General features: G+C 39.6%; 27 protein-coding genes and 1 other annotated feature. Of the genes, 7 read left to right on the top strand and 20 right to left on the bottom strand.

The window, feature by feature from the left end; genetic code table 11:
- Nucleotides 1-59: 59 nt before the first annotated feature.
- The 6 genes from CEF16_RS06115 to CEF16_RS06140 form a co-directional block, all read right to left on the bottom strand.
- Complete coding sequence (locus tag CEF16_RS06115; RefSeq protein ID WP_245917974.1) at nt 60-2288, bottom strand: penicillin-binding protein; 2229 nt, start codon at nt 2286-2288, stop codon at nt 60-62.
- 105 nt (nt 2289-2393) lie between these two features.
- Nucleotides 2394-2762, bottom strand: a complete 369-nt coding sequence (gene ftsL / locus CEF16_RS06120) for a cell division protein FtsL (protein WP_091582825.1) — start codon at nt 2760-2762, stop codon at nt 2394-2396.
- A gap of 12 nt (nt 2763-2774) precedes the next feature.
- A complete protein-coding gene (gene rsmH / locus CEF16_RS06125) occupies nt 2775-3710 on the bottom strand; it encodes a 16S rRNA (cytosine(1402)-N(4))-methyltransferase RsmH (protein ID WP_091582822.1) in 936 nt (311 codons plus the stop codon).
- Nucleotides 3711-3767: 57 nt separating this feature from the next.
- Entirely contained in the window at nt 3768-4199 is a 432-nt protein-coding gene (gene mraZ, locus CEF16_RS06130; RefSeq protein WP_091582820.1) for a division/cell wall cluster transcriptional repressor MraZ, read from the bottom strand.
- Nucleotides 4200-4353: 154 nt separating this feature from the next.
- Entirely contained in the window at nt 4354-5976 is a 1623-nt protein-coding gene (gene bshC / locus CEF16_RS06135; protein ID WP_091582817.1) for a bacillithiol biosynthesis cysteine-adding enzyme BshC, read from the bottom strand.
- Between the two features lie 65 nt (nt 5977-6041).
- On the bottom strand, nt 6042-6440 hold the full coding sequence (locus tag CEF16_RS06140) for a DUF3397 domain-containing protein (RefSeq protein WP_245917776.1): 399 nt from the start codon (nt 6438-6440) through the stop codon (nt 6042-6044).
- Between the two features lie 226 nt (nt 6441-6666).
- On the opposite strand from CEF16_RS06140, the gene CEF16_RS06145 reads away from it, so the two are divergent.
- A complete protein-coding gene (locus CEF16_RS06145) occupies nt 6667-7179 on the top strand; it encodes an N-acetyltransferase (RefSeq protein ID WP_091582814.1) in 513 nt (170 codons plus the stop codon).
- Between the two features lie 108 nt (nt 7180-7287).
- Here CEF16_RS06145 and CEF16_RS06150 read toward each other — a convergent pair whose 3' ends face one another.
- The 4 genes from CEF16_RS06150 to CEF16_RS06165 form a co-directional block, all read right to left on the bottom strand.
- The gene (locus CEF16_RS06150; RefSeq protein ID WP_139185918.1) at nt 7288-7923 is read right to left on the bottom strand and encodes an RsfA family transcriptional regulator; all 636 of its coding nucleotides are present in this window, start codon (nt 7921-7923) and stop codon (nt 7288-7290) included.
- Between the two features lie 135 nt (nt 7924-8058).
- The gene (locus CEF16_RS06155) at nt 8059-8826 is read right to left on the bottom strand and encodes an enoyl-CoA hydratase/isomerase family protein (RefSeq protein ID WP_091582812.1); all 768 of its coding nucleotides are present in this window, start codon (nt 8824-8826) and stop codon (nt 8059-8061) included.
- 306 nt (nt 8827-9132) lie between these two features.
- Nucleotides 9133-9306 carry a 50S ribosomal protein L32 gene (rpmF, locus tag CEF16_RS06160; RefSeq protein ID WP_091582809.1) on the bottom strand — a complete coding sequence of 58 codons (174 nt, stop codon included), beginning with the start codon at nt 9304-9306 and terminating at the stop codon, nt 9133-9135.
- A 51-nt stretch (nt 9307-9357) separates the two neighbouring features.
- Nucleotides 9358-9897, bottom strand: a complete 540-nt coding sequence (locus CEF16_RS06165) for a YceD family protein (protein WP_091582806.1) — start codon at nt 9895-9897, stop codon at nt 9358-9360.
- A gap of 371 nt (nt 9898-10268) precedes the next feature.
- Here CEF16_RS06165 and CEF16_RS06170 point away from each other — a divergent pair, with 371 nt between their 5' ends.
- A complete protein-coding gene (locus tag CEF16_RS06170; protein WP_091582803.1) occupies nt 10269-11489 on the top strand; it encodes a nucleotidyltransferase in 1221 nt (406 codons plus the stop codon).
- Between the two features lie 142 nt (nt 11490-11631).
- On the opposite strand, the gene CEF16_RS06175 is transcribed toward CEF16_RS06170, so the two are convergent.
- Both CEF16_RS06175 and CEF16_RS06180 read right to left on the bottom strand, forming a co-directional pair.
- Nucleotides 11632-12708, bottom strand: a complete 1077-nt coding sequence (locus CEF16_RS06175; protein ID WP_091582801.1) for a SepM family pheromone-processing serine protease — start codon at nt 12706-12708, stop codon at nt 11632-11634.
- Complete coding sequence (locus tag CEF16_RS06180) at nt 12695-13498, bottom strand: patatin-like phospholipase family protein (protein WP_245917777.1); 804 nt, start codon at nt 13496-13498, stop codon at nt 12695-12697. The genes CEF16_RS06175 and CEF16_RS06180 overlap by 14 nt, the downstream gene beginning before the upstream one ends.
- Nucleotides 13499-13839: 341 nt before the next feature.
- Between CEF16_RS06180 and ylbJ the strand changes: the two genes are divergently transcribed.
- Nucleotides 13840-15039: a sporulation integral membrane protein YlbJ gene (ylbJ, locus tag CEF16_RS06185; protein WP_091583204.1), complete on the top strand. Its 1200-nt coding sequence runs from the start codon at nt 13840-13842 to the stop codon at nt 15037-15039.
- A gap of 66 nt (nt 15040-15105) precedes the next feature.
- Here ylbJ and coaD read toward each other — a convergent pair whose 3' ends face one another.
- The 5 genes from coaD to CEF16_RS06210 form a co-directional block, all read right to left on the bottom strand.
- Entirely contained in the window at nt 15106-15603 is a 498-nt protein-coding gene (gene coaD / locus CEF16_RS06190) for a pantetheine-phosphate adenylyltransferase (protein WP_091582796.1), read from the bottom strand.
- Nucleotides 15604-15618: 15 nt separating this feature from the next.
- A complete protein-coding gene (gene rsmD, locus CEF16_RS06195; RefSeq protein WP_091582793.1) occupies nt 15619-16173 on the bottom strand; it encodes a 16S rRNA (guanine(966)-N(2))-methyltransferase RsmD in 555 nt (184 codons plus the stop codon).
- A 637-nt stretch (nt 16174-16810) separates the two neighbouring features.
- Nucleotides 16811-18004 (bottom strand): MFS transporter, encoded by a 1194-nt coding sequence (locus tag CEF16_RS06200; RefSeq protein WP_091582788.1) that lies wholly within the window; start codon nt 18002-18004, stop codon nt 16811-16813.
- A gap of 218 nt (nt 18005-18222) precedes the next feature.
- A complete protein-coding gene (locus CEF16_RS06205) occupies nt 18223-18498 on the bottom strand; it encodes a YlbG family protein (RefSeq protein WP_091582785.1) in 276 nt (91 codons plus the stop codon).
- A 124-nt stretch (nt 18499-18622) separates the two neighbouring features.
- Complete coding sequence (locus CEF16_RS06210; protein ID WP_091582783.1) at nt 18623-19408, bottom strand: SDR family NAD(P)-dependent oxidoreductase; 786 nt, start codon at nt 19406-19408, stop codon at nt 18623-18625.
- A gap of 135 nt (nt 19409-19543) precedes the next feature.
- Nucleotides 19544-19787: a binding site (T-box leader), on the top strand.
- Nucleotides 19788-19839: 52 nt separating this feature from the next.
- Between CEF16_RS06210 and proB the strand changes: the two genes are divergently transcribed.
- From proB to CEF16_RS06230, 4 genes are all read left to right on the top strand, one after another.
- On the top strand, nt 19840-20958 hold the full coding sequence (gene proB / locus CEF16_RS06215) for a glutamate 5-kinase (protein ID WP_091582780.1): 1119 nt from the start codon (nt 19840-19842) through the stop codon (nt 20956-20958).
- A gap of 1 nt (nt 20959) precedes the next feature.
- Nucleotides 20960-22207, top strand: coding sequence for a glutamate-5-semialdehyde dehydrogenase (locus tag CEF16_RS06220; RefSeq protein ID WP_091582778.1), 1248 nt, complete (start codon nt 20960-20962; stop codon nt 22205-22207).
- A gap of 12 nt (nt 22208-22219) precedes the next feature.
- On the top strand, nt 22220-23056 hold the full coding sequence (proC, locus tag CEF16_RS06225; RefSeq protein ID WP_091582775.1) for a pyrroline-5-carboxylate reductase: 837 nt from the start codon (nt 22220-22222) through the stop codon (nt 23054-23056).
- 271 nt (nt 23057-23327) lie between these two features.
- On the top strand, nt 23328-24182 hold the full coding sequence (locus CEF16_RS06230) for an ion transporter (protein WP_091582773.1): 855 nt from the start codon (nt 23328-23330) through the stop codon (nt 24180-24182).
- 46 nt (nt 24183-24228) lie between these two features.
- Here the strand turns inward: CEF16_RS06230 and CEF16_RS06235 are convergent, their stop codons facing one another.
- The 3 genes from CEF16_RS06235 to CEF16_RS06245 form a co-directional block, all read right to left on the bottom strand.
- On the bottom strand, nt 24229-25596 hold the full coding sequence (locus CEF16_RS06235) for an aspartate kinase (protein WP_091582770.1): 1368 nt from the start codon (nt 25594-25596) through the stop codon (nt 24229-24231).
- 391 nt (nt 25597-25987) lie between these two features.
- Nucleotides 25988-26323 carry a hypothetical protein gene (locus tag CEF16_RS06240; RefSeq protein WP_091582767.1) on the bottom strand — a complete coding sequence of 112 codons (336 nt, stop codon included), beginning with the start codon at nt 26321-26323 and terminating at the stop codon, nt 25988-25990.
- Nucleotides 26324-26336: 13 nt separating this feature from the next.
- Complete coding sequence (locus CEF16_RS06245) at nt 26337-26903, bottom strand: nitroreductase family protein (RefSeq protein ID WP_170031640.1); 567 nt, start codon at nt 26901-26903, stop codon at nt 26337-26339.
- Nucleotides 26904-26920 lie beyond the last annotated feature (17 nt).

The following is a 26920-nucleotide window of genomic DNA, read 5'->3' on the forward strand; positions in this document are numbered from 1 at the left end:
TACACCTTATGCTTGTTTCTTTTTTATAAGAACGGTCACAAATTCAGGCTTTTTTTCTATCAATCTCTTCGTTGTATATCTTCACCTGTTTCTTCTTCAGCTTGTCCTTCTTCAGACGGTTGTTCGACACTTTCTTCCTCTTGATTTTCTCTAATTTGGGAAGGTGTATTTAACTCTACGGTTACGTAACCTTCTTTTTGTACAGAAGCTCCTGGTTCAACACTTTGGTCAGTCACATAACCAGAACCAATATGGTGCAGTGATAAACCGAGCAAATCGCTCATCCTCTTCACATCTCGCAGAGACCATCCTCCTAAGTCTGGCATCTTCACTTCACCATCGGTGCGTAAAAATACTTTTTCTCCTATAATTAACGGTTCACCTTCTGCTGGATATTGATCAACAACCGTGCTGCCATCACCAAGCACAACCGGTTCAAGTCCAAATTCTTCTAATTCATGAACTGCTTCATTCATTGACTGATCAACATACGATTTAGCTTCAATACCCTCTTCTTCATATACATCTTCGTCTTCTACATCTTGTGGAGTCAGGTTCATATAAGACAAACTTTGTTTCATAACAGGATTAAATATTGCAGCAACTGGAGCGGAACCGGCTTCATGCCCTTCTAACTTAGGGCGGTCAACCGCAACATATACAATAATACTCGGATCATCTGCCGGGGCCATGCCCATAAAAGAGAAAATATTCTGGTTATGTCCGGAAATATAGCCTCCACCCTCAGGATTACTGATTTGTGCCGTTCCTGTTTTTCCGGCTACGTCAATTCCATCTATATAGAACGGACGCCCTGTTCCATTTTCAGAGGTTACTACTCTCTCTAGTTTTTTTCTCACTTCTGCTGCTGTTTTTTTACTAATTGGATTACCAGCACTTTCCGGGGCAGATTCATAGGTATACGTTTGATCACTAGAATTATAGATTTTGTCGATAATATATGGATCCACCATTTCTCCATCATTAGCTATGGCTGTAGCTGCTTTTACCATTTGAATCGGAGTTACTGCTGTTGCCTGGCCAAAAGCAGTAACAGCCGCATCCAATTCACTTGACTCTGCAATACTGCTGTTAGCTTCATTTGGCAGGTCAATTCCAGTTGTCTCTCTGAATCCAAATGCTTCAAGGTAATTATACAGCCTCTCTGGCTTTAACTTTTCTAGAGCTAGCTTAGCAAACGCTACATTAGAAGAGCGTTCAAGGCCTTCATCGTACGTAATTTCACCCCAGCCTTTGTTATTATTATGATCTCCTATTGTGGTGCTTCCAATATCATAAGTGCCTGATTCATATGTCTCTTCTCCATTATATACTCCTTCTTCTATTGCAGCTGCCAAGGTGAACATTTTCATGGTAGACCCCGGTTCAATCCGGTCTGAAATGGCATAATTCGTATAATTGGTAATGGATTCATATTCATTTGGATTAAAGCTTGGACGGTTGCTCATCCCAAGAATTTCTCCTGTTTCAGCATTCGCTACGATAGCTGTCATTTTATTTGGCTCATATTCTTCTTCAACCTCTGTCATCGCTTGTTCCAATGCGGTTTGAATATTCGAGTCAATCGTAAGGTATACGTCTTCCCCGTCTATTGGCTCCTGGAGAACTTCCTGTTTATCAAATAAAGGAATTCCTTTCACATTACGCTTATATGACAAAGAACCATCTGTAGGAGACAGGCGTTCGTCCAATCCTTTTTCTAATCCCATTCTTGCTTCACTCATATCTCTTTCGGTATACCCTAATACATGAGAGGCAAACGTTTGATTAGGATAATACCTCTGTTCTTCTGTACGAAAGTGTATTCCAGGAAGTTCTAATTCCTCGATCTCCTGTTTTTCAGATAAGGTTAAGTATTTCGAACCCGGTCCCAGCTCTACCTGAAATACTTCCTCTCGTGTTAAAAGGTCGATTAAATCCTTTTTTTCTATATCAATTAACGGTGCCAGCTTTTCTGCTGTTTCTTCAGGCTCTTCTACATGTTCTTCATAATTTTCATCGAGCACTGCAAATGCAGTATATGACTGCACTTCTTCAGCAAGTGCTCCTCCTTTACGATCAAATATTGTACCCCGTTCCCCATGCAAAGTCTGAGTCGTCGTCCAACGTGACTCTGCCATTGCCTGTAAATCCTGTCCTTTCACTTCTTTTGCTACTTGCACGTACACCACTCGTCCGGCAAATATTAAAAAAAACAAAGATATAAGAACCATTAATAATAATGCTCTTTTTATAATGGTTTTCCGAGTTTGCGCCAAATTAATCACCACCTGTAGATGTAAATGTCCTCGTTGTTTTCCTTTCACCTTAAAAGGGGCGGCCAGTAGTAATTGCTACTTTCGGCCGACCCCCAAGATTTACTTATATTATTGTTAAGGCCTTGAGTTTTGAATAACTTTCACTTTATCATCATTGAGTTCCATTCCAAGCTCCTCTTTAGCATAGTGCATAATGCGATCTGGAGCGCTCAATTCTGATACTTCTAATTCAAGGCTTTTATTTATATCAGATTGTTGATTGATTGAATGGTTTAAAGATGAAATTTGTCGTTCTTGAGCGTATATGTTTGCATAATTCGTAACAACAAGAAGGGAAGCTGTTATCACAGCCACCAGCATGCCTGTAATAATCAGTTTCTCTCCTTTCGTTACTTTTCTCTGAATTGAATGTTGCTGCACTTGCTGCTGTACAACTTGTTTCTCTTGTTTTTGGCGCTGAAGTTGACGGGCCAGATTATCCATATTACCTTCCCCCTAACGTTTTTCCGCAATTCTCAATTTAGCAGAATGAGCACGGTTGTTCTCTTTTAATTCTGACTCGTCTGCCAGAATAGGTTTTCTTGTAATAAGCTTTAAGTTAGGTGCCGCTTCATCCGGGATGACAGGTAACCCTTTTGGCAGATCAGGCGGACTGCTTTCCTTTTTAAATACTTGTTTACAAATCCTGTCTTCTAAGGAATGAAAGGTGATTACACAGATGCGCCCACCGCTGTTTAAAAGGGAAATTGCATCTTTTAACGCCCTTTCAAACACCTTCAATTCATCATTAACTGCCATTCGAACAGCCTGAAAAGTACGCTTTGAAGGATGCCCTCCTTTTCTTCTCGCTGGAGCAGGAATAGCCTCTTTAATAATATCTGTTAATTCAAACGTCGTTTCAATAGGTTTTTGAGCTCTTGCAGCCTCAATTTTTCTTGCGATTTGTTTCGCAAATTTTTCTTCTCCGTATCTTGAGATAATATAGGCCAAATCCTCAAAACTCCAATGATTAATTATCTCTCTGGCGGTCAGCTCTTGATTTTGATTCATCCGCATATCAAGAGAAGCATCAAAACGATAACTGAATCCTCGTTCTGCATGATCAAATTGCGGAGAGGAAACGCCAAGGTCAAATAATACTCCATCAATTCCTGTTACATTTTTTTCTTGAAGTTTTTCTTTTATCTTTTCGAAATTCGAGTGAATGAACGTAACAGAACTGCTGTAATTATTTAAGCGATCTTCTGCATGGTAAATGGCTGTTTCATCTTGGTCAAAGGCATATAAATGACCTGTTCCTTCTAAACGCTGCAAAATGGCCTCACTATGGCCGCCGCCGCCAAGGGTGCAATCCACGTATGTACCATCCTTTACTGCCAGTCCTTCCACTGCTTCTTCTAGTAATACGGTATCGTGCTTAAACGAGTCCAACGAAGCGCTTCCCCCCTTTTTATGTTTCTATGTTATCTTTTCTCTTTTCACCATTTTTTAAAAATCAAAGTCTACAATATTTTCTGCGATCTCTGAGAAAGATTCCTGTGACTCTTCAAAATACTCATCCCAGCGTTCTTTACTCCAGATCTCCACGCGTGTAGACACTCCAATAACAACACATTCTTTGGTCAGGCCAGCATAGTGGCGCAAAGTGGAGGGAATACTTGTCCTCCCTTGTTTGTCCAGTTCGCATTCAGCCGCTCCTGAAAAGAAGAAGCGGGTAAATGCTCTAGCATCTTTTTTTGTAAAAGGAAGAGATTTAAGCTTCTTTTCAAGCCGTTCCCATTCATCCATGGGGTAAATAAATAAGCATCCATCCATTCCCCGTGTGATAACGAAGGAAGCCCCCAGCCCTTCCCGAAATCGGGATGGTATTATCATTCTTCCTTTATCATCCACGTTATGGTGATACTCCCCCATAAACATTGCGGAACCATCCTCCTCCACTTTCTATATTTAAGTTACCACATTCCCCCACTTCGTACCACTTTTTCTATAAATTTTTTCACGACAAAAAAGCCCCCTTCTTATGAAGGGGACTTCCAAAAACAGCCTTTAGTTTTAATGAATTGCACCTTTTTTACAAATTAATTATTTTATGCAAATCACTCCCATAAAATTCTAGAGCATTTAGTGCTGATACTAAATCATCGCCATATTTATTAACAAAGTATAAAATGTTAAAAACTCGTTCCTGAGGCCTATCTAAAGGGCGTAAAATTTGAGCCGTTGTTCTTATTTTTTGAAGGCGACATTCTTCCTGGTTCTCCTGGAATCCGTCTATTTTTTTCGCTAAATCCATAATATTTTTTTTCAGTAATAACCAATTTTTGTCACCGAAACTTTTTTCTGATGGATTTAAATGCTCCCACTCCTCCCGCATCTTTGCATGATAGGGAGAAATTTCAGCTAGAAGAACCTCTGCCATATCGCCGCCGTCGACTTTTTTTGCCCTCTCTTTAAGCTGATTGATTATTTTATCTGCTTCACCGCTTAAAAACTGGATCGCTGAAAGGTTTTCATCTCGTAAAATGGATTGAATTCTCCGGGGAATAAACGTAAACTCGTATCTCGGAAAAACAGGCGGAACTTTCACATGAAAACTGTGAAAAAGCGGCTTCAGCATAGACCAATAGTTAATTTCACCCGGGCCAGCTACAAAAGTTAGCAACGGCAGTAATTTTTCTTGTATTAGCGGTCGTGTAAATACATTTGTGCTAAAAGAAACAGGAGAGGAAGACAATGAATCAAGTAATTCCTCTTTATAAAACACACCACGGCCTTTTTTATCAGTAAAAGACCGGCTGTCTCTTTCAAATAATAAATGCCTTTGAGAGCGATAATGATAGAATACGTGAAGACCTTTCTGGGGAAGCCCTTCCGGCAGCGGGTACTTGGCTGCCTCTCGATTCTTTCTTCCATATTCTACTGCCTGTTGCACGGTTTCATGATTTTTTATTAAAGAAGCAAACGTATCTTTTTCTAACGCTCGCAGTTCAGGATTATGAGCATCTAACATAATTAGACCAGTATCCCTGAAAAGCCAGCGCATTACTTCACCAAAAAAATCTGTGTAATAAAAAGAACGCCCGGCTAATTTTTTTAAGGTATAGTAAATGCCTTTTGTATGATTGGTCTCCGGCAGATATTCTTTCAATTCATTCCACCATTTGATTATTGCATCTTCTTCCATAAGCTGCTCTGACACCGGAACTCCCGGACGATACGAACCTTTATATGTAAATTTCTTTGGGCTGGCCGGCCCAGGAAGAAATATATGGTTTACTTCTTCCCAGTCGTGGTCCTCCCCTGCTATCCAAAAAACCGGGAGCACCGGAATTCCTAGACGCTTTTCTTGTTTTTGTGCTTCTTTTAGCGTCGTTAATGCTTTCGATATTGTATACAAAGGACCAGCTGCAAGACCTGCCTGCTGGCCGGTTACAACCATAACAGCATCTGAATCCTTAAGCTTCTCGATTTCTTCGAGGGCTTTTTCGTTATAAAGAAAAGAACTATTGTATGTATGCAAATGATGATATAGTGCTTTTTTATCAAATGATCTTTCCTTTAATTCTTTAAAACGGCGATGGATTTCATCACCTGACAAACCATAATCGAAAAACGATGCGGCCTGCTCAACATTTTCTTTATAATCTCTTACAAAAGAATTCGGATGAGGAAAATACGATTCAAAAACATCCATGTACGGTCCAACCTTTCTACTTCACCCGCGTTAACTTATTCTGTTTATCACAATATCACGTTGTTTTAAGCAAGAAAAGCCGAAAATAAATAGCTCGTCAACCCATAGAAAGCGAGCAGAAAGTAGGCTGTAAAAAAAAGAAAAAAATTAAATCTCCAAATTCCTTTCATTAATTTTACAAATTCGACTTCTTCTCTAGAACGGTAATGTAAAATTGTAAAAATCGCAGCAATCAATAAAATAATAATTATAATAATCCAAAAAAAAGACTCCCCCCATATGGCATTGGCGAGAAAATGGACGGAACCGATGAATAGAATAGTAGATGAGTCTGCAGCAAGCCGGATAGCTTTCCCTTTTCTTTTTGTCCATTTTACCGTAATGATATATACGATATACCAGGCTAAAAACGGGAGAGTGATCATGGTGGCGAATAAGAAAACCATTACATCAATCAAAATCAAACACACTCCCCTCTCCTGCCAAGCACCGCGTGGAAAACCGCTCACGGTTAAACAGGGCAAAAGCGTTTTTCTAAAATTCAGCATATACGACTATTACTCATTAATCAAGGGGGAAGACTGTTTGAAAGTTAAAATTATTGCGCCTATTTGAAGTGAAGATATCTTTTACCAAAAGTGTTTTACGGTATAGTACAATAGAGGTAGATCTAAGTAGAGGAGGCTTAATATGAGTACACATCATGTAAAGCGCTTACTTGTAAACTACAAAACATTAGAAGAATTCAATAACTTTAAAGAAATTGGAGCACAAGAACTTTCGATGAAAGAGGAGTTAGAAGAAAACATTATTGAAAACGACAGCGAGTCCCCTTTTTATGGTATTTATTACGGTGACCGGCTCGTTGCCAGAATGTGTTTATACAAAATTCATAGTAAATTTGATCGCTACTTTGAACCGCCTCAAGATTATTTAGAACTCTGGAAACTAGAGGTCCTTCAGCCATATCGAAACAAAGGGTTTGGAAAATCACTTGTGGATTTTGCAAAAAGTTTTAATCTCCCGGTAAAGACGAATGCCAGACAGCGTTCCGATAATTTTTGGGAGAAAATGGGCTTTGAGTCTGTTGAGTATAACCCTGAACGTGACCGCGGAGAAAATCCATATGTATGGTACCCAGCAGGAGTGCAAGCTCAAGAACAGCCGGGTTCAGTAGGCACAACAAATTTAGGCCCAGAATAATAAAAATATCAATGAACCAGGGAATATTGGATCTGTTTACACTACATTATTCTATGAAATAAGAGATGCTCCCTGGTTCCTTTTATTTGAATCTGCCATCGGTTGTATCTAGCCGCTTTCTTCCATCTCTTTGTCTTCATTCAAATAAGGCAAGGCCCCTTCCGACAGAGCTCTGGCTTTTTCCATGACTTCTAACAACGCCTTGTAATCTTCCTTTAATCGATTGAAATCTTTTTTAACTTGATTTAGTTCTTGATCAAGTTTTTCTTTTTCACGCTGCAGTTCGTTCTTTTTTTCAAGCAGCTGTTCTGCTTGTTGGGCTTCGTTTTCTTCCAAGTAATCAGATAGCTCCCTTAAAAAAGAAACCATGTTTTTTAACTCTTCAGCCATTTTAGCCGGCTCTAAGTTCTTTTGTACTGCAGGAACATTCGGGGATTCTTTTTTCATCGATGTTTTTGTCTGTGTATCTTCTTCTACTAGTTTTTCAATCTCTTTTTCTGGGGAAGCAAATGTTTTTTCTGTATTTCCTTTATGTTTTCTAGCTAATTCAATGGCTGCTTCATATTTTTTTCTAATACAAGCATTCCAGCGAAACCCACAAGCTGCAGCTGTTCTAGAAAGTTTCTCACCTGCTTCTTGAAAAGCTGCCAACTGTGTACTTCCTTCTCTTACATGTCTTAAAACAATTTCTGCCAACATGATATCTTCATCAGCAGACCAAGCATCCTGACGTGGTAATGCCATTACGATCCCTCCGATCTTTTTCTTTATTTCTATGATTAAAAACTAGAAGATAGAATGACTCTATCAAAAGATTATCTCCTACTTCACAAAAAAATATTCCAAGTTAAAGAAAAAGAAAGGAAAGATCGAAAATATTTATCGTTTTCGCTGCCGAAAAACCTCTACTGCTTGATGATGAATATCAGTCTCCCAAAGGATCGAGCATTCTTCTACTTCTTTTTGAATCCTTCCTTTCAAGGAGGAAAGGTTTGTTCTATCAAGCTTTCGTTGTTTATAAGCTTTAAGTACTTGTAAAGGCACATTCCGCCACGCCGAAAAATGATTCTCTGCTTCGGTCTTTACATCATTGTTACCTAATACTTGTTGGACAAAGCCTAGTTCTTTGGCTTGCTGTGCGGAATATATTTGGCATGACAACAGCATCTCAAACGCATCCTCTGGACGAAGGCGTTCCATTAGCATAGAAGCCCCTCCCCATCCTGTCGTTATAGCAAGCTTTCCTTGAACAAAACCAATTTTTGATTGTGGAGCAGCAAGCCGAAAATCACAAGCTGTTGCAAGCTCTGCACCGCCTCCTATAGCTAATCCATTTAAAAGGGCAACTGTTGGTATATTAAGCGCATACAATTTGAACAGTACCCGGCTCATTTGATGAAGCATTTGGTAAGCGTCTTCTTTCGTATACAGTTCATGAAACACGGAGAGATCTCCACCCGAACAAAAAGCATCTTCACCTGTACCGGTAATAACCAGGCACTTGTCCTCTTGTTTTTCCTTCACTTCGTCAAGCATGACATGTAATTGCTCTATGACTTCGTAATCTATTGCGTTTCGTTTTTCCGGCCGATTTAATTCAATATATGTAAAAAAATCAGTCCGTTTCAGATTGAGCTTATTTCCCACTTGGTTTCTCCCCCTTTTACTAAGATAAGGCTGTTGTTAAAAACTCGGCTTACCGCCAAGTCTAAATGGTCGAAGCCGTGGCTGCGGCAAACGCAGCCATTGGTGATTTCATATACTTTTAACTATAGCAGAATTTAACTTTTCTAAAATATTAGAAAAACTCAGCTTGCCGCTGAGTCCTATAGCGGAAGTCGTAGTTTTGCTTATACTTTAATCCTTTAACAAAGTTAACCACTCCTAAAATATAAAAAAAGCTGTTTCTACAAAGGGGAATAGCCCTTGTAAAACAGCTTTTTTACCATACTATTACTTTTCCACTACCGTTTCACCTTTGTAAGAACCGCAATGCTTACATACACGGTGAGATAGCTTCATTTCGCCGCACTCTGAACATTTAACCATTCCAGGCACTTCAACTTTGTAGTGCGTGCGACGTTGTCTTGTGCGGGTTTTAGAAGTACGTCTTTTTGGTACTGCCATTCTTCCCACCTCCTTTACGGGGTTGCATTTTTTCACAACAAGAGTTCCTCGTTATTTCTTTTTGTCAAAAAATTTGGCTAGATCAGCCATTCTCGGATCAACTTCATTTTGTTTTTCTGCTTTTTGATTTTCCGCTGCCTGCTGGCTTATAACTTCCCAATCCTTGCCTTCTTGCGGAGCAGGTGATTCCTTTTCATCTATATCTTCCGCAAATATTTGAATCGGCAGTTCAAGCAGAATATTTTCTTTAATATACGGCAGCAGATCGACGTAACCATTTTCCGGTTCATGCAGAGAAATGTCCTCTTCATCGACAGGCATGCCATCTAAACGAAAACGTTCCGTTGCTTCTATATCAAAAGGAAAGTCCACATCGGCAAGCGTACGGGAACAAGGTAAAGTCATCGATCCTTTAATCTTTAAATAAAAAGCGACCGTTTCACCAGAAAATGCTGCACTGCCTGTAACCTTTACAGGCGTGATATCTCGAATCTCCCGGTCACGATCTATTAATTCTGATACATCTACCTGTTCGTTCACCGTAAGACCTTCATGCCTTTTAGCAAGAAGTTGTTGTATACTCCATTTCATCGGGTATCACCTCTAGGCAACAAGAGTAATTATATCCACCATGTATCTATTTGTCAATATTTTTTCTTTACATTATACTGATATGAAAAGCATATGCGTCCTGTTAGAAGAACTTGGCTTACCGCCAAATCCTTCTGGCCATATACTTTGATTCTTTAGCAAAGTTAAACTTTCCTATAGTAATAAAACGAACTTCGTCTTACTCACACACTTCAGCATGTAGAAGGTGCTGACGCTGTCAAAGTGACAGGGCATTATTGTTTATTTTTTTATATAACAGTTAGTATATCATAACATGCTGCATTCTTAAGAGAAAGATGTGTGTGTTAATCAAATACCTATATCTTATTATGAAACAAAGGGAGGAAATTATGAAAGCACTAGGTTTAATTGTAGAATATAACCCATTTCATAATGGGCATGCCTACCACCTTCAAGCTTCAAAAGAGAAAACAAAAGCAGATGTTGTCATTTGCGTAATGAGCGGCTATTTTCTGCAGCGAGGCGAACCTGCTCTTATGCCTAGAAGAGAACGAACGTTAATGGCCCTTCAGGGCGGGGCTGATTTAGTTGTTGAACTTCCTTATATTTTTTCAAGTCAGCATGCCAGCTGGTTTGCTAAAGGCGCTGTCTCTGTTTTGCACCACCTAGATGCTGATGTTCTTTGTTTTGGCAGTGAACACGGCGATATCCAGCCATTTCTGGATGTATTAGCATTCCTTCAAACGAACGACAAAATATACAATCAATACATTAAAGAATTCATTTATGAAGGGTACAGCTATCCAAAAGCAGTTTCTCTAGCTTTTTTAAAGCTTGAACCAGAAAAAGATTGGCCAGACTTAACCCAGCCAAACAATATACTTGGATATCATTATATTCAAGCAGTACACGACTTAAAAAGTTCTATTAAACCAGAAACCATCCGGCGCACAAAAGCTGGTTATCACGATCAACATATTTCTGAAAAATCGATTGCAAGCGCTACCAGCATTCGTCGGTCTCTTATCGATCAAGGGGAAAAACCAGGAGATATAGGACATACAATCCCCGTTCCAACACGAATTCTAATGGAAACTTATTTAAAAAAGCAGGCGAGTTTTTTTGATTGGGAGCAATATTTCCCGTTATTACAAGCGAAAACATTAACTTTATCTCCCTCGTACCTCGAGCAAATCTATGAAGCGGAAGAAGGGCTTGAGCACCGATTTCAATCATTTATTAAAACACATGATTCTTTTCAGTCATTTATGAGCGCGTTAAAAACCAAACGATATACGTGGACAAGGCTGCAGCGGCTGGCTGTCCAAACGTTAACAGGTACTACGAAAACAGAAGCAAATGAAGCATTGCTGACAAGCCAGGCGGATCATATCCGCATTTTAGGAATGAATAAAACCGGACAATCGTATTTAAACCGAATAAAAAAACATGTGGATATCCCGTTGATTACAAATCTCCCAAAACAAAAAACACCACAGCAAAAGCTTGATGAAAGAGCTGCTCTCGCTTATTACAGCCCGTTACCGCCAAATAAAAGAAATACGAAATGGAAGGAAGAATATCAGCTTCCCCCCGTTTTTTTTTCATAACGACCGATAACGTTACATGTAAGAAAAGCATCTTCATCAAAACATAGGGTGCTGACTCATAATTTTTTTCATCGGATACAAAGAGAAAGGTTTTAGCCCACAGCTAAAACCTTATTTAACGTCACTGATTTGTAAGAATAAATTAGGATGCTTGATCCGTCTCATTTACTGTTTTTTCTTCAAGCCTGCTTTCTAAATAGGATACAGCATCATCAAATTCTTTTACAGGGACAACCTTCATGTCCGTATTGATGTCTTCAGCTGTTTTAACAGCTGTTTCATAGTTAGACGGATCAGCTATATCATCATCCGGGGCAAAAAAGATATCCACGCCTGACTTATCGGCAGCTACAATTTTCTGAGCAATGCCCCCGATTCTACCTACATTGCCTTCATCATCAATGCTGCCGGTTCCTGCCACATCCATTCCCCCGGTGAGATCTCCTTCGGTTAATTGATTATATATTTCAAGAGCGAACATTAATCCGGCAGAAGGCCCGCCAATAGCACCTGCTTCTATAGTGACCTCTGGGTCAAAATAAACACTTCTTTGAGTAAAAGGGTATAGCAACCCAAGCCCTGTGTTGCTCTCTGCATTCATCTCTTCTGGAAATGTATCTACTTTTACTGTTTCAGTTTGCGTTTGATCGCCTCTTTGAACGGTAAGCTCCACTTCTTCCCCAGCTTTTTTACCTTCTAATAAAGCGTTCATTTCTTCCAGGGTTTGCAATGTTTCCCTGTTTAATTCCGTAATAAGATCGCCTTCTTGCAAGTGATTAGATGCATCCATTTTCTCTATTACTTCCGTTACACGTATCCCTTTATACTCCACATCAAATTCAAAGCCTGCTTTTTCATAAGCAACCATTTTAGAAGCTTGCTGAGCGCTGTCCATCATCATTTCCTGACGATGAAAGTATTCTTCATCTGTTTCATTTTCTTGTAAATAAAGATCAGTTGGCACTACTTCGCGGTAATCCGAGAACTGAGCCCAAATGTATAATGGAACATTTGCTCTGCGCTGCCTTATCGTTGTCAAATAAAATTGACCTTCTTCCCCAAAACCTTCTTCTACAGTAATCATGTCAGCAAGTGCCGTTGCTTCTCCCGGCTGGGAATAAAAATACGGTAATGGAATTTGATTCAACAGAAGAATGAGGATCAAAACAATAAGTAATACCCAGCTTCTGCGGATGCCTGGTTTCTTATTCCTTGCCATGCTCGGTCTCCTTCCACTCATTTATCATTTTTAGTATCTCTGGAATATAGCTTTCTGCTGTTTCTCTTCCGGCTTCTATTAATTTATCCACATTTTCAAAAACGACCGCATTGTAATACGAAGATATAGGTTTAATAAGCACATCTGCATCGACTTCTTTGTATTTTATTAATTGTTTCCCCATAATATCCATGCTTTGCATAATCACATCATAAATAGAACCAATCACTGGTTCTTTGTTATAAAAAGATACATCTACTGCTATGGTTAAATCTGCACCCATACTGCGAGCCGTGCTTGCCGGCACTCTATCTGCTACACCGCCATCTACAAGCATCCGTCCTCTATAATTTTCAGGAACAAAGATTCCTGGTATGGAAATACTTGCTCGAACAGCATCCGCTGCACAGCCATCTCGGAATACAATAGCTTCGCCGGATGTAAGATCGGTTGCCACAATTCCAACAGGAAGTCTCATATCTTCAATATTCATTTTTTTTGAGAGCATATAAATAAGTTCTTTTACCCGCTGGCCTTGTACTAAACCCATTTTCGGGACATTAAAATCGAGGTAATATTTTCGTTTGAAAAGCCGGGCAAATTTTTCTAGCGTATCGGGTTCATGTCCTGCTCCATAAAGTGCAGCAACAAGCGCCCCCATGCTGCTTCCAGCTATTATATCTACCGGTATGTTGTTTTCTTGCAATTTCTCAAGTACTCCAATATGTGCGTATCCTCTAACACCACCTGCCCCTAAAGCAAGCCCAATGGATGGGCGCTGCTGTTTCACTATTTATCACCCTCCTTGCCCTTGCTTTTTGATTTCAACGTCATTCCGTTAGAAACAAGCATGAATATGGTCTAAAATATGATGTCTCTTTCATATTCATGTATAAGGACAACCAATCTTACGGCATGCAGGTGTTTTCATTCTAACACGAATCCAGCGGGAAATTCCTGGAAAAAAGAGGGTGTCCCTTCAGTGTCTGGATGCTTATACAAGGAGATACATTCTATAATTCTCTATTACAAAGCGTACTTCTATGGATTATACGACAGCAGCTATGTAGTAAAATTCCACCGCAGCAATATTATTATAACCAAGCTTGAAGGAGGCAAGCCATTTTGAGAATGAAAGACATCCGGATGCTTTTTATGGCGCTCGGACTTTTTATATTTGCACTTTGTCTCATCCTTTTCCCAAAAGACGTTTTGGAAGCATCTAAAAGCGGGGTAGCAATGTGGAGTGACTCTGTCTTTCCTTCGCTTCTTCCCTTTTTCATAACAGCTGAATTACTTATTGCTTTTGGAGTCGTCAGTTTTTTAGGAGTGTTATTAGAACCACTAATGCGCCCTTTGTTTAATGTCCCAGGCTGTGGTGGATTTGTTTGGGCGATGGGGCTTTCATCCGGCTTTCCATCCGGGGCAAAATTTACAGTGAAGTTGCGTAAACAAAATAAACTAACGAAAGAAGAAGCAGAGCGATTAGTGAGTTTCACAAATTCTTCAAGTCCTTTATTTATTTGTGGAGCCGTAGCAGTCGGTTTTTTTCAAGATGCTGCATTCGGTTTGCTGTTAGCCGTTTGTCATTATGGTGCCAACACATTAGTTGGAATTTTTATGCGTTTCTATAAAAAAACATCTCCACCTTCTTCACCAACAGCGTCATCTGCTTCTTTAAGAACAGCCTTTCAAGCTTTGAAAAAAGAACAGGAAGATGATGTACGCCCGCTCGGAAAAAAAATAGGAGATGCTGTTACGACCTCTATTCACACCCTCTTTATGATAGGGGGGTTTATCATTTTGTTTTCTGTGTTATACCGTATTTTAAAAGTAACTGGCGCCATTCATTTTATTGCTTTGCTTCCAGCTTCGGTTTTATCTGTTTTTCAATTCAGCCCAGAACTCGCCTTTCCTTGGCTGTCTGGTTTTTTTGAGATAACGGTAGGGAGCAAATTAATTAGCGATCTTACTCAACCGGATATGTTAGAGAAAGGAATCATTGCTTCCTTTGTCCTCGGATTTAGCGGATTTTCCGTACAAGCTCAAGTAGCCAGCTTGCTTGCTGAAACTGATATTCGATTTGGACCATTTTTTGCTGCCCGGTGGATGCATGGTTTTCTAGCAGCTTTGCTTACGTATGTATTATGGGAACCATTGTATATAAGACAAATCGATCAACCTGTCTTAAGCACCGAGCCGGCCGCATCTTTTTTTGTAACATCATGGCAGACAATAGGTACCTGGCTGTCTATCTATGGAAGCTATATTACAATCGGAGCCCTGTTTCTATATTTGTATATCATTCACACGAAAACGTTTCATTCTTAGAAAACGCTGGAGAAAGAAAAAGGGTGTCCCATTAGTGAAAAACACTTTCGGAACACCCTTTTCTGCCTACTTTTCATCCGTTAAATGGCTGTATTTTTGCAGAAGCGCTTTTTGGACGGAGGCTGGAACCAAATCTTGCACATTTGCCTCGTATTTCGCTACTTCTTTTACAATACTAGAACTTAAATATGAGTATTGATTATTTGTCATCATAAAAAATGTTTCAATATCTGGGTCAAGCTTACGATTAATGGAAGCTGCCTGCATTTCGTATTCAAAATCAGATACTGCTCTTAAACCCCTTACAATCGTCCTTGCATTTTTTTCACGAATGTAGTCAATTAAAAGACCATTGAAAGAGTCTACTTCGGTATTGGTTATGTAGGCTGTGGACTCCTCTAGCATCGCAACACGTTCCTCAATAGAAAACAACGGAACTTTATTACGATTATGTAGTACGGCGACAACCACCTTGTCAAATACCTTTGCACTGCGTTCGATTATATCAAGGTGACCGTTTGTTACAGGGTCAAAACTTCCAGGATAGACAGCTATAGCAGTCATGAGCTTGTTCCTCCTTTATTTATCCAATGCATATATAGAAACACCTGTATCTCCATATAAATCTTCGGTTTGTTTCGTTATTAAAGAAATGGTATCCGGCAATTTTACAGAAGAACGGTGTTCGCAAATAATTTTTCCTGATGGAGTGAGAAGTTCCTTATCATAAATGGCTTGCAGCATTTTAGCGAGTTCTTGCTGATCGTATGGCGGATCCATAAAAATGAGATCAAATGTTTTCTTTCTCTTTTCCAGCGCTGCTAAAGCACGTTTCGCATCATTACGGTAGATCTCACAAGATTCGAGTAGATTTGCAGCCTTCACATTTGCTTTGATTACCTTTACGGCTTGAGGTGATTTATCGACAAATACAAAGGAGGAAAATCCTCTGCTCATAGCTTCGATTCCTAGACTTCCAGTGCCTGCATATAAATCAAGTCCGCTGCCGCCATTGAAATATGGACCGATTCGATGAAAAAGTGCTTCTTTTACTTTATCAGAAGTAGGCCTGGTTTTCATCCCCGGTACCGCTTTCAAGGTAGTGCCTTTGCTTTTTCCAGAGATTACACGCATACCACTCACAATCCTTTTTATACATTAGAAAATAAAATAAATATGTGCTTATTAGGAACAAATCTCGCTGTTTCCTATAATGAACGAAAGGTCGTATATAAAATTGATGATATCGACCTAATCCTACCACAAAATTGGCAGATGGCAAAGAATTTCCCGAACGTGAAATTTTATTTTAGGTGTATAAAAGTACAGGTCAAGGTCCATACTGACAAACAGCAGCATGAATCCATGTTGCTGATAACCGCGGAGAAGGCTTACGTTTCCCCATAAGCTCTTCCTCCGGTTTCTCCTCTCCCATAGCCCGGGATATACGGGCAAGGCTGTTCCTACACCCTGAGGAACAGCCTTTTTTTATACTGATAGGAAAGTATAAAACTTTAGCGTGGAAATCAGTATAAGTGCAACTAGGCAATCGCCTTCGCCTAAAGGCTTGGCGCTAGCCAAGTTTTCTTTACATTATTAGAAAATGTAATTGGCAGCAAAACATTGCTTCTTAGAAAAACTAGGCTTGCCGCCATGACATTCATTTGATGGTATATCGTTAAATACATGTTGGTCTTCACGTACAAAAAGGACGAACAGTAGTCAAAGTGAGCTGAATAACTCCCCTATTGTTTTCTATTCGATACACTGACTATGAGGTTTGTTTTAATCTAGGAACCACTCGATGTTTCATAACGAAAACGCCGATTATTAAGAGCAGTGCAGACAAAACGAATAAGCCTCTCACCCCAGCTGCTGCAGCAATCATTCCTCCTATCATCGGGCCGAGCATGGAACCAAGAAATAAGAAACTATTGGAAAACCCGTAAGTTCTGCTTTCCATTCCTTCTGGTGCTAATTGACGAATTAATGTATTTGCTGCCGGAAGTAATCCCCCTAAACACAGTCCTGTCATAAACCGCATAACGATCAGCTGCCAGAGTTCTGTCACAAAAGCCTGAGGAATAGCAAACAGTGCTGCACCAATTAAAGAACCATATAATACATACTGTGCACCTTTTTTGTCACTAAGCTTTCCAAGACGAGGGGAAGCAAGCATATTTGCAAACCCCATGACAGAAACAGCAAGACCTGCATAAAAAGCACTGTTTTGCCCTCCGCTTAAGTCTTCAATAAATAAAGAAACGAGAGGATTCACACCGATTAAAGCAAACTGGATAATAAAAATAATTACATAAACAAATGGAATGGGCTGAATAGCCGCAACTGTTTTGAAGTCCTGCCATGTGCTTGTTTTTTCTTCATTTTTCGGTGGAGTAAAATCTTCTTTTACAAACAGCGTAACCGTAAGTGCAGCGAAAGCAATACATACGCCTGTAATATTGAATATGGCCCGAAAACCGAGTATTTCGGCCATCAACCCTCCAAAAAGCGGTCCGCAAATACTTCCAGCCACTGCCCCTGCCTGTAAAATTCCCAAGGCATATCCTACATGCTGTTTCGGAGTGTTCGTAGAGATAAGCGCAATCGAAGCAGGGTTAAACCCAGAAATCGTTCCGTTTAATAAACGGAAAAAAAATAAGCTCCACGGACCTGTCGCAAACCCCATGAGTATCATGACCACCGCCATTCCAAATCCTGAGCGAAGCACCATTAATCGTCTCCCGTGCCGATCTGCTAATCGTCCCCAAAAAGGAGATACAAGAAAAGCACTAAAAAAGTTAATGCCAAAAATAACACCTGACCAGATGCTTACCTGCTCAGAATCGGTAACGCCAAGGTCTTGTAAATAAAGAGGCAAAAATGGAATGATCATGGTCATAGCTGCCATCACAATAAACAAAGACGCTGTTAATATATATAAATTTTTCTTCCAATTAATCATGAAAGAGGATCCCTTCTTTCTATTTCGCTATTATATTATATTTCGAATAACGAAACAAACAGAAGGATTTAACTATTTTTGTCTGTTCAAAAGATCTGCACCCATTCTCATCACCTTTAGCGGAACATCCCGGCTTATTCTTTTATATGCAAATGCCGTCACCGTTTTCATAACAGTATAAAAAAACTGCTCTCTTCCCATCAGGAAAGAAAAGCAGCCTAAATACCTACGTTATAATCAAATGTTTTTTCTTTAGGATACACCGGTCCGCTAAATTCTGTACGAATTTCCGGCTTCATTGACCGTTCAGCTTTATTTACAAATGACAAGGAATTCAAAGTTTGAACCGTATCATCTGTATCTTTTAGGTCACAATATAAAATAGCGTACTTCATGCTTTTCGAAACGTAATGAACAACTCCGTACTTTCGTAGCTGACGTACTTGCTTCATTGAATGAAGCCAGACCGCAATACCCGCTCTCTTTGTTAACATTATACGGTCTCCTTTTCAAAGATTTGTCTATAGTCTAGCATGCAGACCTAATGAACAGCAATGTTTCTTCCTATTTAATATTAAAAACCACTTTAAAACTTTACATAATATAATTATATTAAACTTATTTTTTCTGAAATTGCTTTTTTCCTGCTTTTTCCACTAACCCGGGAAAAAGTCCATACAGCTTAGAAAGTCCTGCCATCCACCAAGGTATGTTTATTTCACGTTTTGGTTTTTCGATTGTACGCATGACTTTTTTTGCTAAATCATCTGGTTCTATAAGCAGTTTTTCTACCGCCTTTTCATAACTTCCGCTAGGATCTGCTTTTTGAAAAAATGGTGTGCGAACTGGTCCTGGATTAACGGAAGACACATAAATGTGATAAGGTTCGGCTTCTAACCGCAGTGCATTGCTAAAACCAATTAACGCGTGTTTGCTTGCAGCATAGATCGATGATTTCGGTGTGGCAAGACGACCTGCTTGAGAACCGATATTGATGATATGACCTCCCCCGTTCTTTTTCATACTGGGCAGCACAGCTTTTACGAGATAAAATACCGACAGCACATTCACTTCTAACATTTCCTTCGTTTCTTCTGCAGTCAATTGTTCTACAAATGCAAACCTTCCCACACCAGCATTGTTGATTAAAACGTCTACGCTCGAAAAAGATTCATGAAGAAAGGAAACGACTTCCGCTACTTCTGTTTCATTCGTGACATCTGCTTGAAAGGTAGAACACGTTTTTCCTTTTCCTTCTATTTCCCTTTGTACGTTTTCTAATTTATCCCTAGATCTAGCAATTAAAACAGGATGATGGCCCTTTTCTGCTGCATTTTTTACTATAGCAGCACCAATTCCACTCGATGCTCCTGTAACAACGATCACTTTCTCTTTCATAGTCATTGGACCAATTCCTCCTAAAAAGATATAAATCTGATTAAACTCCTTGACAAAACGGCAGAATTTTTCACATAATATTATAACTAAACATATTTATTTTTTTACAGCTAAATGCTTATATTAAAAAAACATAACTATTCATAGGCTTTGAAAGGGAATAGTAAGAGATCAGACTTCACCAGAGAGCAAGTCCCCCGGCTGAAAGGATTTGCAAGAAGAAATGTCTCTGAACCCGCCCTGGAGCTGTCTGGGATATAACCTGACCGTAAACTCCTTCGTTACAGGAGAAAGAGGGAATACGTATGTAATAAACAGTATTGCTGATCATTACGCGTGTTTCAATAAAGGTGGTACCGCGGAATCAGACTCTTCCGTCCTTTAATGGGGACAGAAGAGTCTTTTTATTTTACTAATTTTTAACTAAGGTGATCCTTATGAAAAAAGAACGCATTGTTGTCAAAATAGGAAGCAGTTCCTTAACCAATCCCGGAGGTGAATTAAGCCGGGAAAAATTAAATGGATACACTACAGCCATAGCCGAATTAAGAAAAGCCGGTCATCAGGTAATTCTTATTTCATCCGGCGCCGTAGCTGCAGGTTTTTCCGGTTTAAAATATCCCTCACGTCCTGTTACTGTAGCAGGTAAACAAGCTGCAGCAGCAGTCGGGCAAGGTTTATTGATGCAAGCCTATACAGAGGCGTTTAACCAATATGGTATTGAAACAGGACAAATTTTGTTAACGCGCAGTAACTTCTCCAATAAGTCTCAATACCAAAATGCTTATTCTACTTTGTCCGAATTACTGCACCGCGGTGTCCTTCCTATAATAAATGAAAATGATTCGATAGCAGTAGATGAGCTTACTTTTGGAGATAACGATATGCTGTCTGCTCTTGTCGGAGGATTGATTCATGCAGACTGTTTAATGATTCTAACAGATATAAACGGTATTTACGATTCTAACCCGAAAACAAATCCAGACGCTAAGCGGTATCATTTTTTATCAGAAATCACGCCGGACCTTAACGATCAGGCAGGTGAATCAGGCAGCAGCGTGGGAACCGGGGGAATGAAATCAAAGCTTGAAGCTGCAGATACCGCACTTTCCCTTGGCGTCCGTGTCTTTATCGGCACTGGAGACGGTCCTGTTTTCTTAACGGATATCCTGGCAGGAAAAGGAGACGGTACGTACATCGGATTTCCTGGCGGTTTTATATTGAACAGCAAAAAACAATGGCTGGCCCTTCATTCTCTGCCTGCCGGAGAACTTATTATTGACAGCGGCGCAAAAACTGCACTTTTGGATAAAGGAAAAAGTCTGCTCCCAGCTGGTATTACAAAAGTACATGGAACGTTCGAAAGTGGAGCTGTAGTAGAAGTAAAAGATACAAAAGGCCAATTATTAGGAAAAGGCCAGGTCAACATGTCCGCAGAAGAAATAAAAGAAATAAGAGGAAAATCATCTAGTGATGCTGCAGCTCTTACTGTAACAAACAGAGCTGAAGTGATTCACCGTGATGAATGGGTCAATATTTCAAAGGAGAGGATATGAAATGGGAGTTATGCTAGAACAAGGAAAAAAAGCAAAGAAAGCTGCAGAACAAATCTCTCAACTCACAACAGAAGAAAAAAATAATTTATTACACGCTATGAGTGTACAACTTGAAACAGATACGCAAGACATTTTAGCTGAAAACGAAAAGGATTTGCTTGCAGGCGAGAAAAACGGATTATCGATAGCCCTTCTTGACCGTCTTCGTTTATCTACCGATAGAATCAAAAGCATGGCCGAAGGGTTTAGACAAGTAGCTTCTCTTAACGACCCTATAGGAGAAGAAATAGAAAGCTGGGATCGCCCTAACGGTCTTCATATTCAAAGCATCCGTGTGCCATTAGGAGTAGCTGGCATCATTTATGAAGCAAGACCTAATGTAACAGCAGACGCTGCTGGACTTTGCTTAAAAACAGGCAATGCTGCTTTTTTAAGAGGAAGTTCTTCGGCATATCACTCTAATAAAGCGATTGTGGCATCTATTCACAAAGCATTGCGTTCACAAAATATACCGACAGACGCAGTACAGCTTGCAGAAGACACTTCAAGAGAAGCAGCATCAGAAATGTTTTCGATGAACGAATATCTTGACGTCCTTATCCCTAGAGGAGGCGCCGGTTTAATTCAGGCAGTAGTGAAACATTCATCTGTGCCAGTACTTGAAACCGGTGTAGGAAACTGCCACGTCTACATTGATGAAACAGCAGATAAAGAGATGGGGATTTCCATAGCCGTTAATGCGAAAACCCAGCGTCCGTCTGTTTGTAACGCTGCTGAGACCATTTTGGTGAACAAAACATGGGCCGAACAAAATGGAAAAGAACTTATTGAAACGTTGTTTGATAAAGGGGTAGAAATAAGAGGAGACACAGTCATTCAAAGCTTGCATCCGAACGTCCAGCAAGCAAGTACAGAAGACTGGAAAGATGAATACCTTGACTTGATTGCTGCGGTTAAAAGTGTAGAGAACACAGAAGAAGCGATCGATCATATTAAGCAGTTTGGAACAGGGCACTCCGAGGCTATTATTACAGAAACAGAGCAAAACAAAACTATGTTTCTCAGCCAGCTGGATGCTGCCGCTCTATATCATAATGCTTCTACCCGTTTTACTGACGGTGATGAATTTGGTTTTGGAGCAGAAATCGGCATCAGCACACAAAAGCTTCACGCCCGCGGACCAATGGGGCTGAAAGCTTTAACGTCCTCAAAATATATCATTTCCGGAAGCGGACAAATTAAAGAGTAGGAGGAGAGAAAGATGCTTGAAAATAAAACCATTGCTTTCATCGGAGCAGGCTCCATGGCAGAGTCTATTCTCGGTGGCTTGCTCTCTGAAAAACTCGTAAATCCTCAGCAGATTGTTGTAACCAATAAAACGAATGATCAACGGTTAAATGAATTAAACGAACGCTACAGTATTAGCATTGCTGAATCAAAAGAAGATGCTATGAAAAAAGCAGACCTCGTGATTCTTGCGATGAAACCAAAACATATTGAAGATGGTATTTCTTCTATTAAAGAATACACCACGGACAATCATTTGATCATTTCTGTATTAGCCGGTGTTTCTACTAGTTATATAGAAGAACAGTTTGGTATGAAAACAGCTGTCGTCAGAGCGATGCCCAACACTTCTTCAAAAGTCAGTGCTTCAGCTACTGCTCTTTGTAGGGGCTATTATGCAAGCGTTCATCAACTTGATACGGCTTCCGCGTTATTTGCAGCAATTGGTACTGTATCCATTTTTGATGAAGCAAAAATGGATGCAGTTACTGGAATATCCGGGAGTGGACCAGCTTATTTCTATTATTTCGTAGAAGCAATGGAAATAGCAGCAAAAGAAGCAGGCCTTCCAGAAACAGAAGCAAAAGAATTAATCGTTCAAACACTTGCAGGAGCGGCCAAACGCTTGCAAAACTCAGATCAGCCGCCAAGTGCGCTTTATAATGAAGTAATGAGTCCTGGCGGAACTACCGAAGCAGCGTTTAAAACACTAGAACGCCATAGTGTACAAGAACATTTCAAAAACAGCATTAAAGAAGCTATTAAACGATCAAAAGAACTGGGCTCCGCCACACGCAGCCCTATATCTTAGTTCAATGGAAGCTGTCTCGAAATCACCGAGACAGCTTTTCTTCTGCTTGGGGGCCCTTTTGAAAAGTCAGTCTGAATTTATTATCATACCAGATACATTATAGAGTACGATGTATATGATATGTTTCTCATACCAATAACAGGTATCCTCTATTTTTCACCATTTATCCATTTGTTTTCACTCCTTCTCCCTTTCTTCTTTGTTATTCTTTTAGTAAAATTTAATAGGTATTTACATTACATAAACGTTAAAGGAGAGGAAACCAACACTTATGAACAGCGAGGCAGTAGATCGTTTTAGAAATAATATCGCCCGCCTGGTTGAACACCGCGCTTTTATAAACACAGTAATGATTTTTATCCTTATTAATGCTGCTATTGTTGGCATAGAAACATTTCCTGCTATCTATGAAAACAATTCTTCTCTCTTCTATTTGGCAGACAGGATGCTCTTATGGATTTTCACTATAGAAATTGTACTACGTCTCATTGCTGCCAAACCAATGCTAGGCTTTTTTAAAAGTTCATGGAACTGGTTTGACTTTCTTATTGTGTTTGCTGGGCATGTTTTTGCTGGTGCTCATTTTGTAACCGTACTTCGGATTTTAAGAGTGCTGCGCGTACTTCGTGCTGTATCTATTATCCCTTCCCTGCGCCGGCTTGTTGACGCCCTTTTGTTAACCATTCCGGCTTTAGGAAACATTATGATATTAATGAGTATTATATTTTATATTTACGCTGTTATCGGCACAATGCTGTATCAAGAGATTGCGCCTGAATACTTTGGGAACCTGCAGTTGTCTTTATTAACATTATTCCAAGTCGTCACTTTGGAATCGTGGGCCAGCGCCGTCATGCGTCCGATTTTCGAACAATCTCCGATGGCATGGATTTATTTTGTAAGCTTTGTTCTCGTAGGCACCTTTGTCATTTTTAATCTCTTTATTGGTGTTATTGTTAATAATGTAGAAAAAGCAAGTGAGATGGAATTACCTGGTAATGATACCGATTTAGAAAAGAAAGAACCTACTCCCTTTACGAATGAAAATCAAATTGATGATTTGCAGCGAGAAGTTCAGGAATTAAAAGAGCTTTTATTAGAAGAAAAACGTGAACGAATTAAGTAGAAAGAGGAGCCCCTTCCAATCTATTTGGAAGGGACTCCTCTTTCTTTTATTGCAGTACTTCTTTTGTACTAAAGAACTCTTCATATAAACCGCGGATAGCAAGGTCTACGTTGTCTTCGTGAATACCAAATGATAGTGATACTTCAGAAGATCCCTGGTTGATCATTTCAATATTAACACCTTGTTCAGATATAGCTTTTGCTGCTCTTGAGGCAATACCTACCGTTTCATGCATACCTTCTCCAACCAGCATAATCATAGCAAAACCTTTTTCAATATAAGCATCATCCGCATCTAGTTCATCTATGACTCGACGGATAATTGTATCTTCCTTTTGAGGTGTTAATTGACTGTCATCTAAGATGACGGATGTATCGTCAATACCTGAAGGAATATGTTCATAAGATATCCCTTCATCTTCGATAATTTGAAGCAATTTGCGTCCAAAACCAACTTCACGGTTCATTAGGTATTTACGCACATAAATAGTGCTGAACCCTTTTTCTGCTGCAATCCCGATGACAGGGTTCATGGCGTATTCACGCTCATTAATAATCATGGTTCCGTCTGCACTCGGATTATTAGTATTCTTTACACAAACAGGCACGTTCTTTTTAAAAGCAGGGATAAGCGCTTCATCATGAAACACCCCAAATCCAGCATAAGAAAGTTCTCGCATCTCACGATAAGTCATCCGCTTAATAGAACAAGGATTGTCTACTACTTTCGGATTGGCTGCAAATACCGAATCAACATCTGTAAAGTTTTCGTAAAGTTCTGCTTGTACTCCAGCTGCTACGATAGAACCTGTAATATCTGAACCGCCGCGCGGAAAGGTAACTAGGCGGCCTTCCTTTGAAAATCCGAAAAAACCAGGAATAATTAAGATGCCGCTTTTTTCCCTAAGCTTATACAAATGATCGTATGCTTCCGGAAGTACTTGGGCATTACCTGGTGTATCACTTACGTATAACCCTGCTTGTTCAGGATGAATATATTCTGCAACAAATCCCATGCTTTGTAAATAACGGGCAATTATTTTAGCATTATTGTCTTCCCCGCTCGCTTTAATCTGGTCCATAAACTGCCCTTCATTGGATGGATCAAAGGCAAGTCGACTTTTTAAGTCATCTTCAATCGTATGGACAATATCTTCATCAAGCCCGAGACCTTCAGCAATATCACGATAGCGTTCTACAACTGCTTGCAGTTCAGCCTCTGCTTTTCCTTCCTTTAAAAAGGTCTCCCCAAGAGTAATCAACAAGTCTGTTACTTTTGTATCTTCATCATTGCGTTTCCCTGGTGCTGATACAACAATAAACTTTCTGTCTGTATCAGAGGTAACAATATTTGTTACTTTTTTAATTTGTTCTGCACTGGCAAGAGAAGTGCCTCCGAATTTAGCTACTTTCATCTCTGTTATACATCTCCTATGCTTTGTTTGTCTTCCGTTTCTGTTTATCAGAAAATTTCACAAATATTAGCTTATCACACGTATTAGCTCATCACAAAGTGCTTTTTACAGCATTAAACACAGTTCTTATGCCTATAGATGTGTGAGAGGTAGTCATCCGCCATACGCTCTTTATCTGTCGATGGTTCTGTTACGTGCTTAAAAATATTAATAACTCGGCTTATCGCCATGTAACGGAAGCCGTTTAAAAACGCTATATCCTGTCGGAGCATTGGGATTGGTACGTCCTGTACGATGAATGCCGCCGGTTTGATTATACTGTTTACCCATAACATTTTATACTTTTGTTACAGTTAAACGATACTATATCTCCCTTAAAAGAGATATCCACTTAACCCCAAATCGTTTCATCATCCCATTTTGTTTCTGAAATGCCGATTGTTTTTAATAACGCAATATTAATCGGTACATTTTTTTCTATCAATGTTTCTTGGGTACAAGAGGATTCTGGCTTATAATCTAAATCTTTTGCCTCACTATAATCTGCTTCTTGCAAGTAGTTGCTTAAATCCGCTTGGTTAAAACAAGGCGGCGTAACATATATGTGATTCGTGTGATCCACGATCGTACGCGCATCAGGAGGCGCGCTTAATTGAATAGGAATGAAAAAACCTAAAGTTACTAAGAGAGAAAGCACTGCTGCTGCCGTTATTACAATGTTTTTCATATTCCCTTCCTCCTCAGTCAAGCCAGCTTATACTATCTTGTTCTTTTCGTGTTTTTATCTTCGGGATATCTTTTGGATAGCCGAGAAAAAGAAAACCAATAATTTCTTCTTCTTCTCCAGGATTTATAATCTCCCTCGCTTTTTTATCTTTTACAAGCTGACCAGTGGCCCATTTGGCTCCTACTCCTTCATTCCATGCTGCGAGCATAAAATTTTGAATAGCACAAGCAGTTGCTGCAAAATCTTCTTTCTCACGTACAGGATCAACACTATAACGGTGAGTCGTTACAGCAATCACCCAAGGAAGTTCTGCCATAAACGTATACGCTTGTTCCTTTGCTTTTATGGCACGCTCTGAATCTTTATCCATAAATTTTTCTATTTTCAATTCACTTCTTCTTTTCGCTAGTTTTTCTTTGGTTTTTCCTGTTATCGCATAAAAGTGCCACGGTTCCGTCATTTTATGATTCGGTGCATGAATGGCACAATGAATAGCTTTTTCAATAATAGACCGCTCCACTGGTTCTTTTTTAAAAATATGTATCGTTCGTCTAGACAACAATCCTTTTGTAAGTTCCATTGTCCTCTCTCCCATCT

Source organism: Alteribacillus bidgolensis, from assembly GCF_002886255.1.
GTDB lineage: Bacteria > Bacillota > Bacilli > Bacillales > Marinococcaceae > Alteribacillus > Alteribacillus bidgolensis.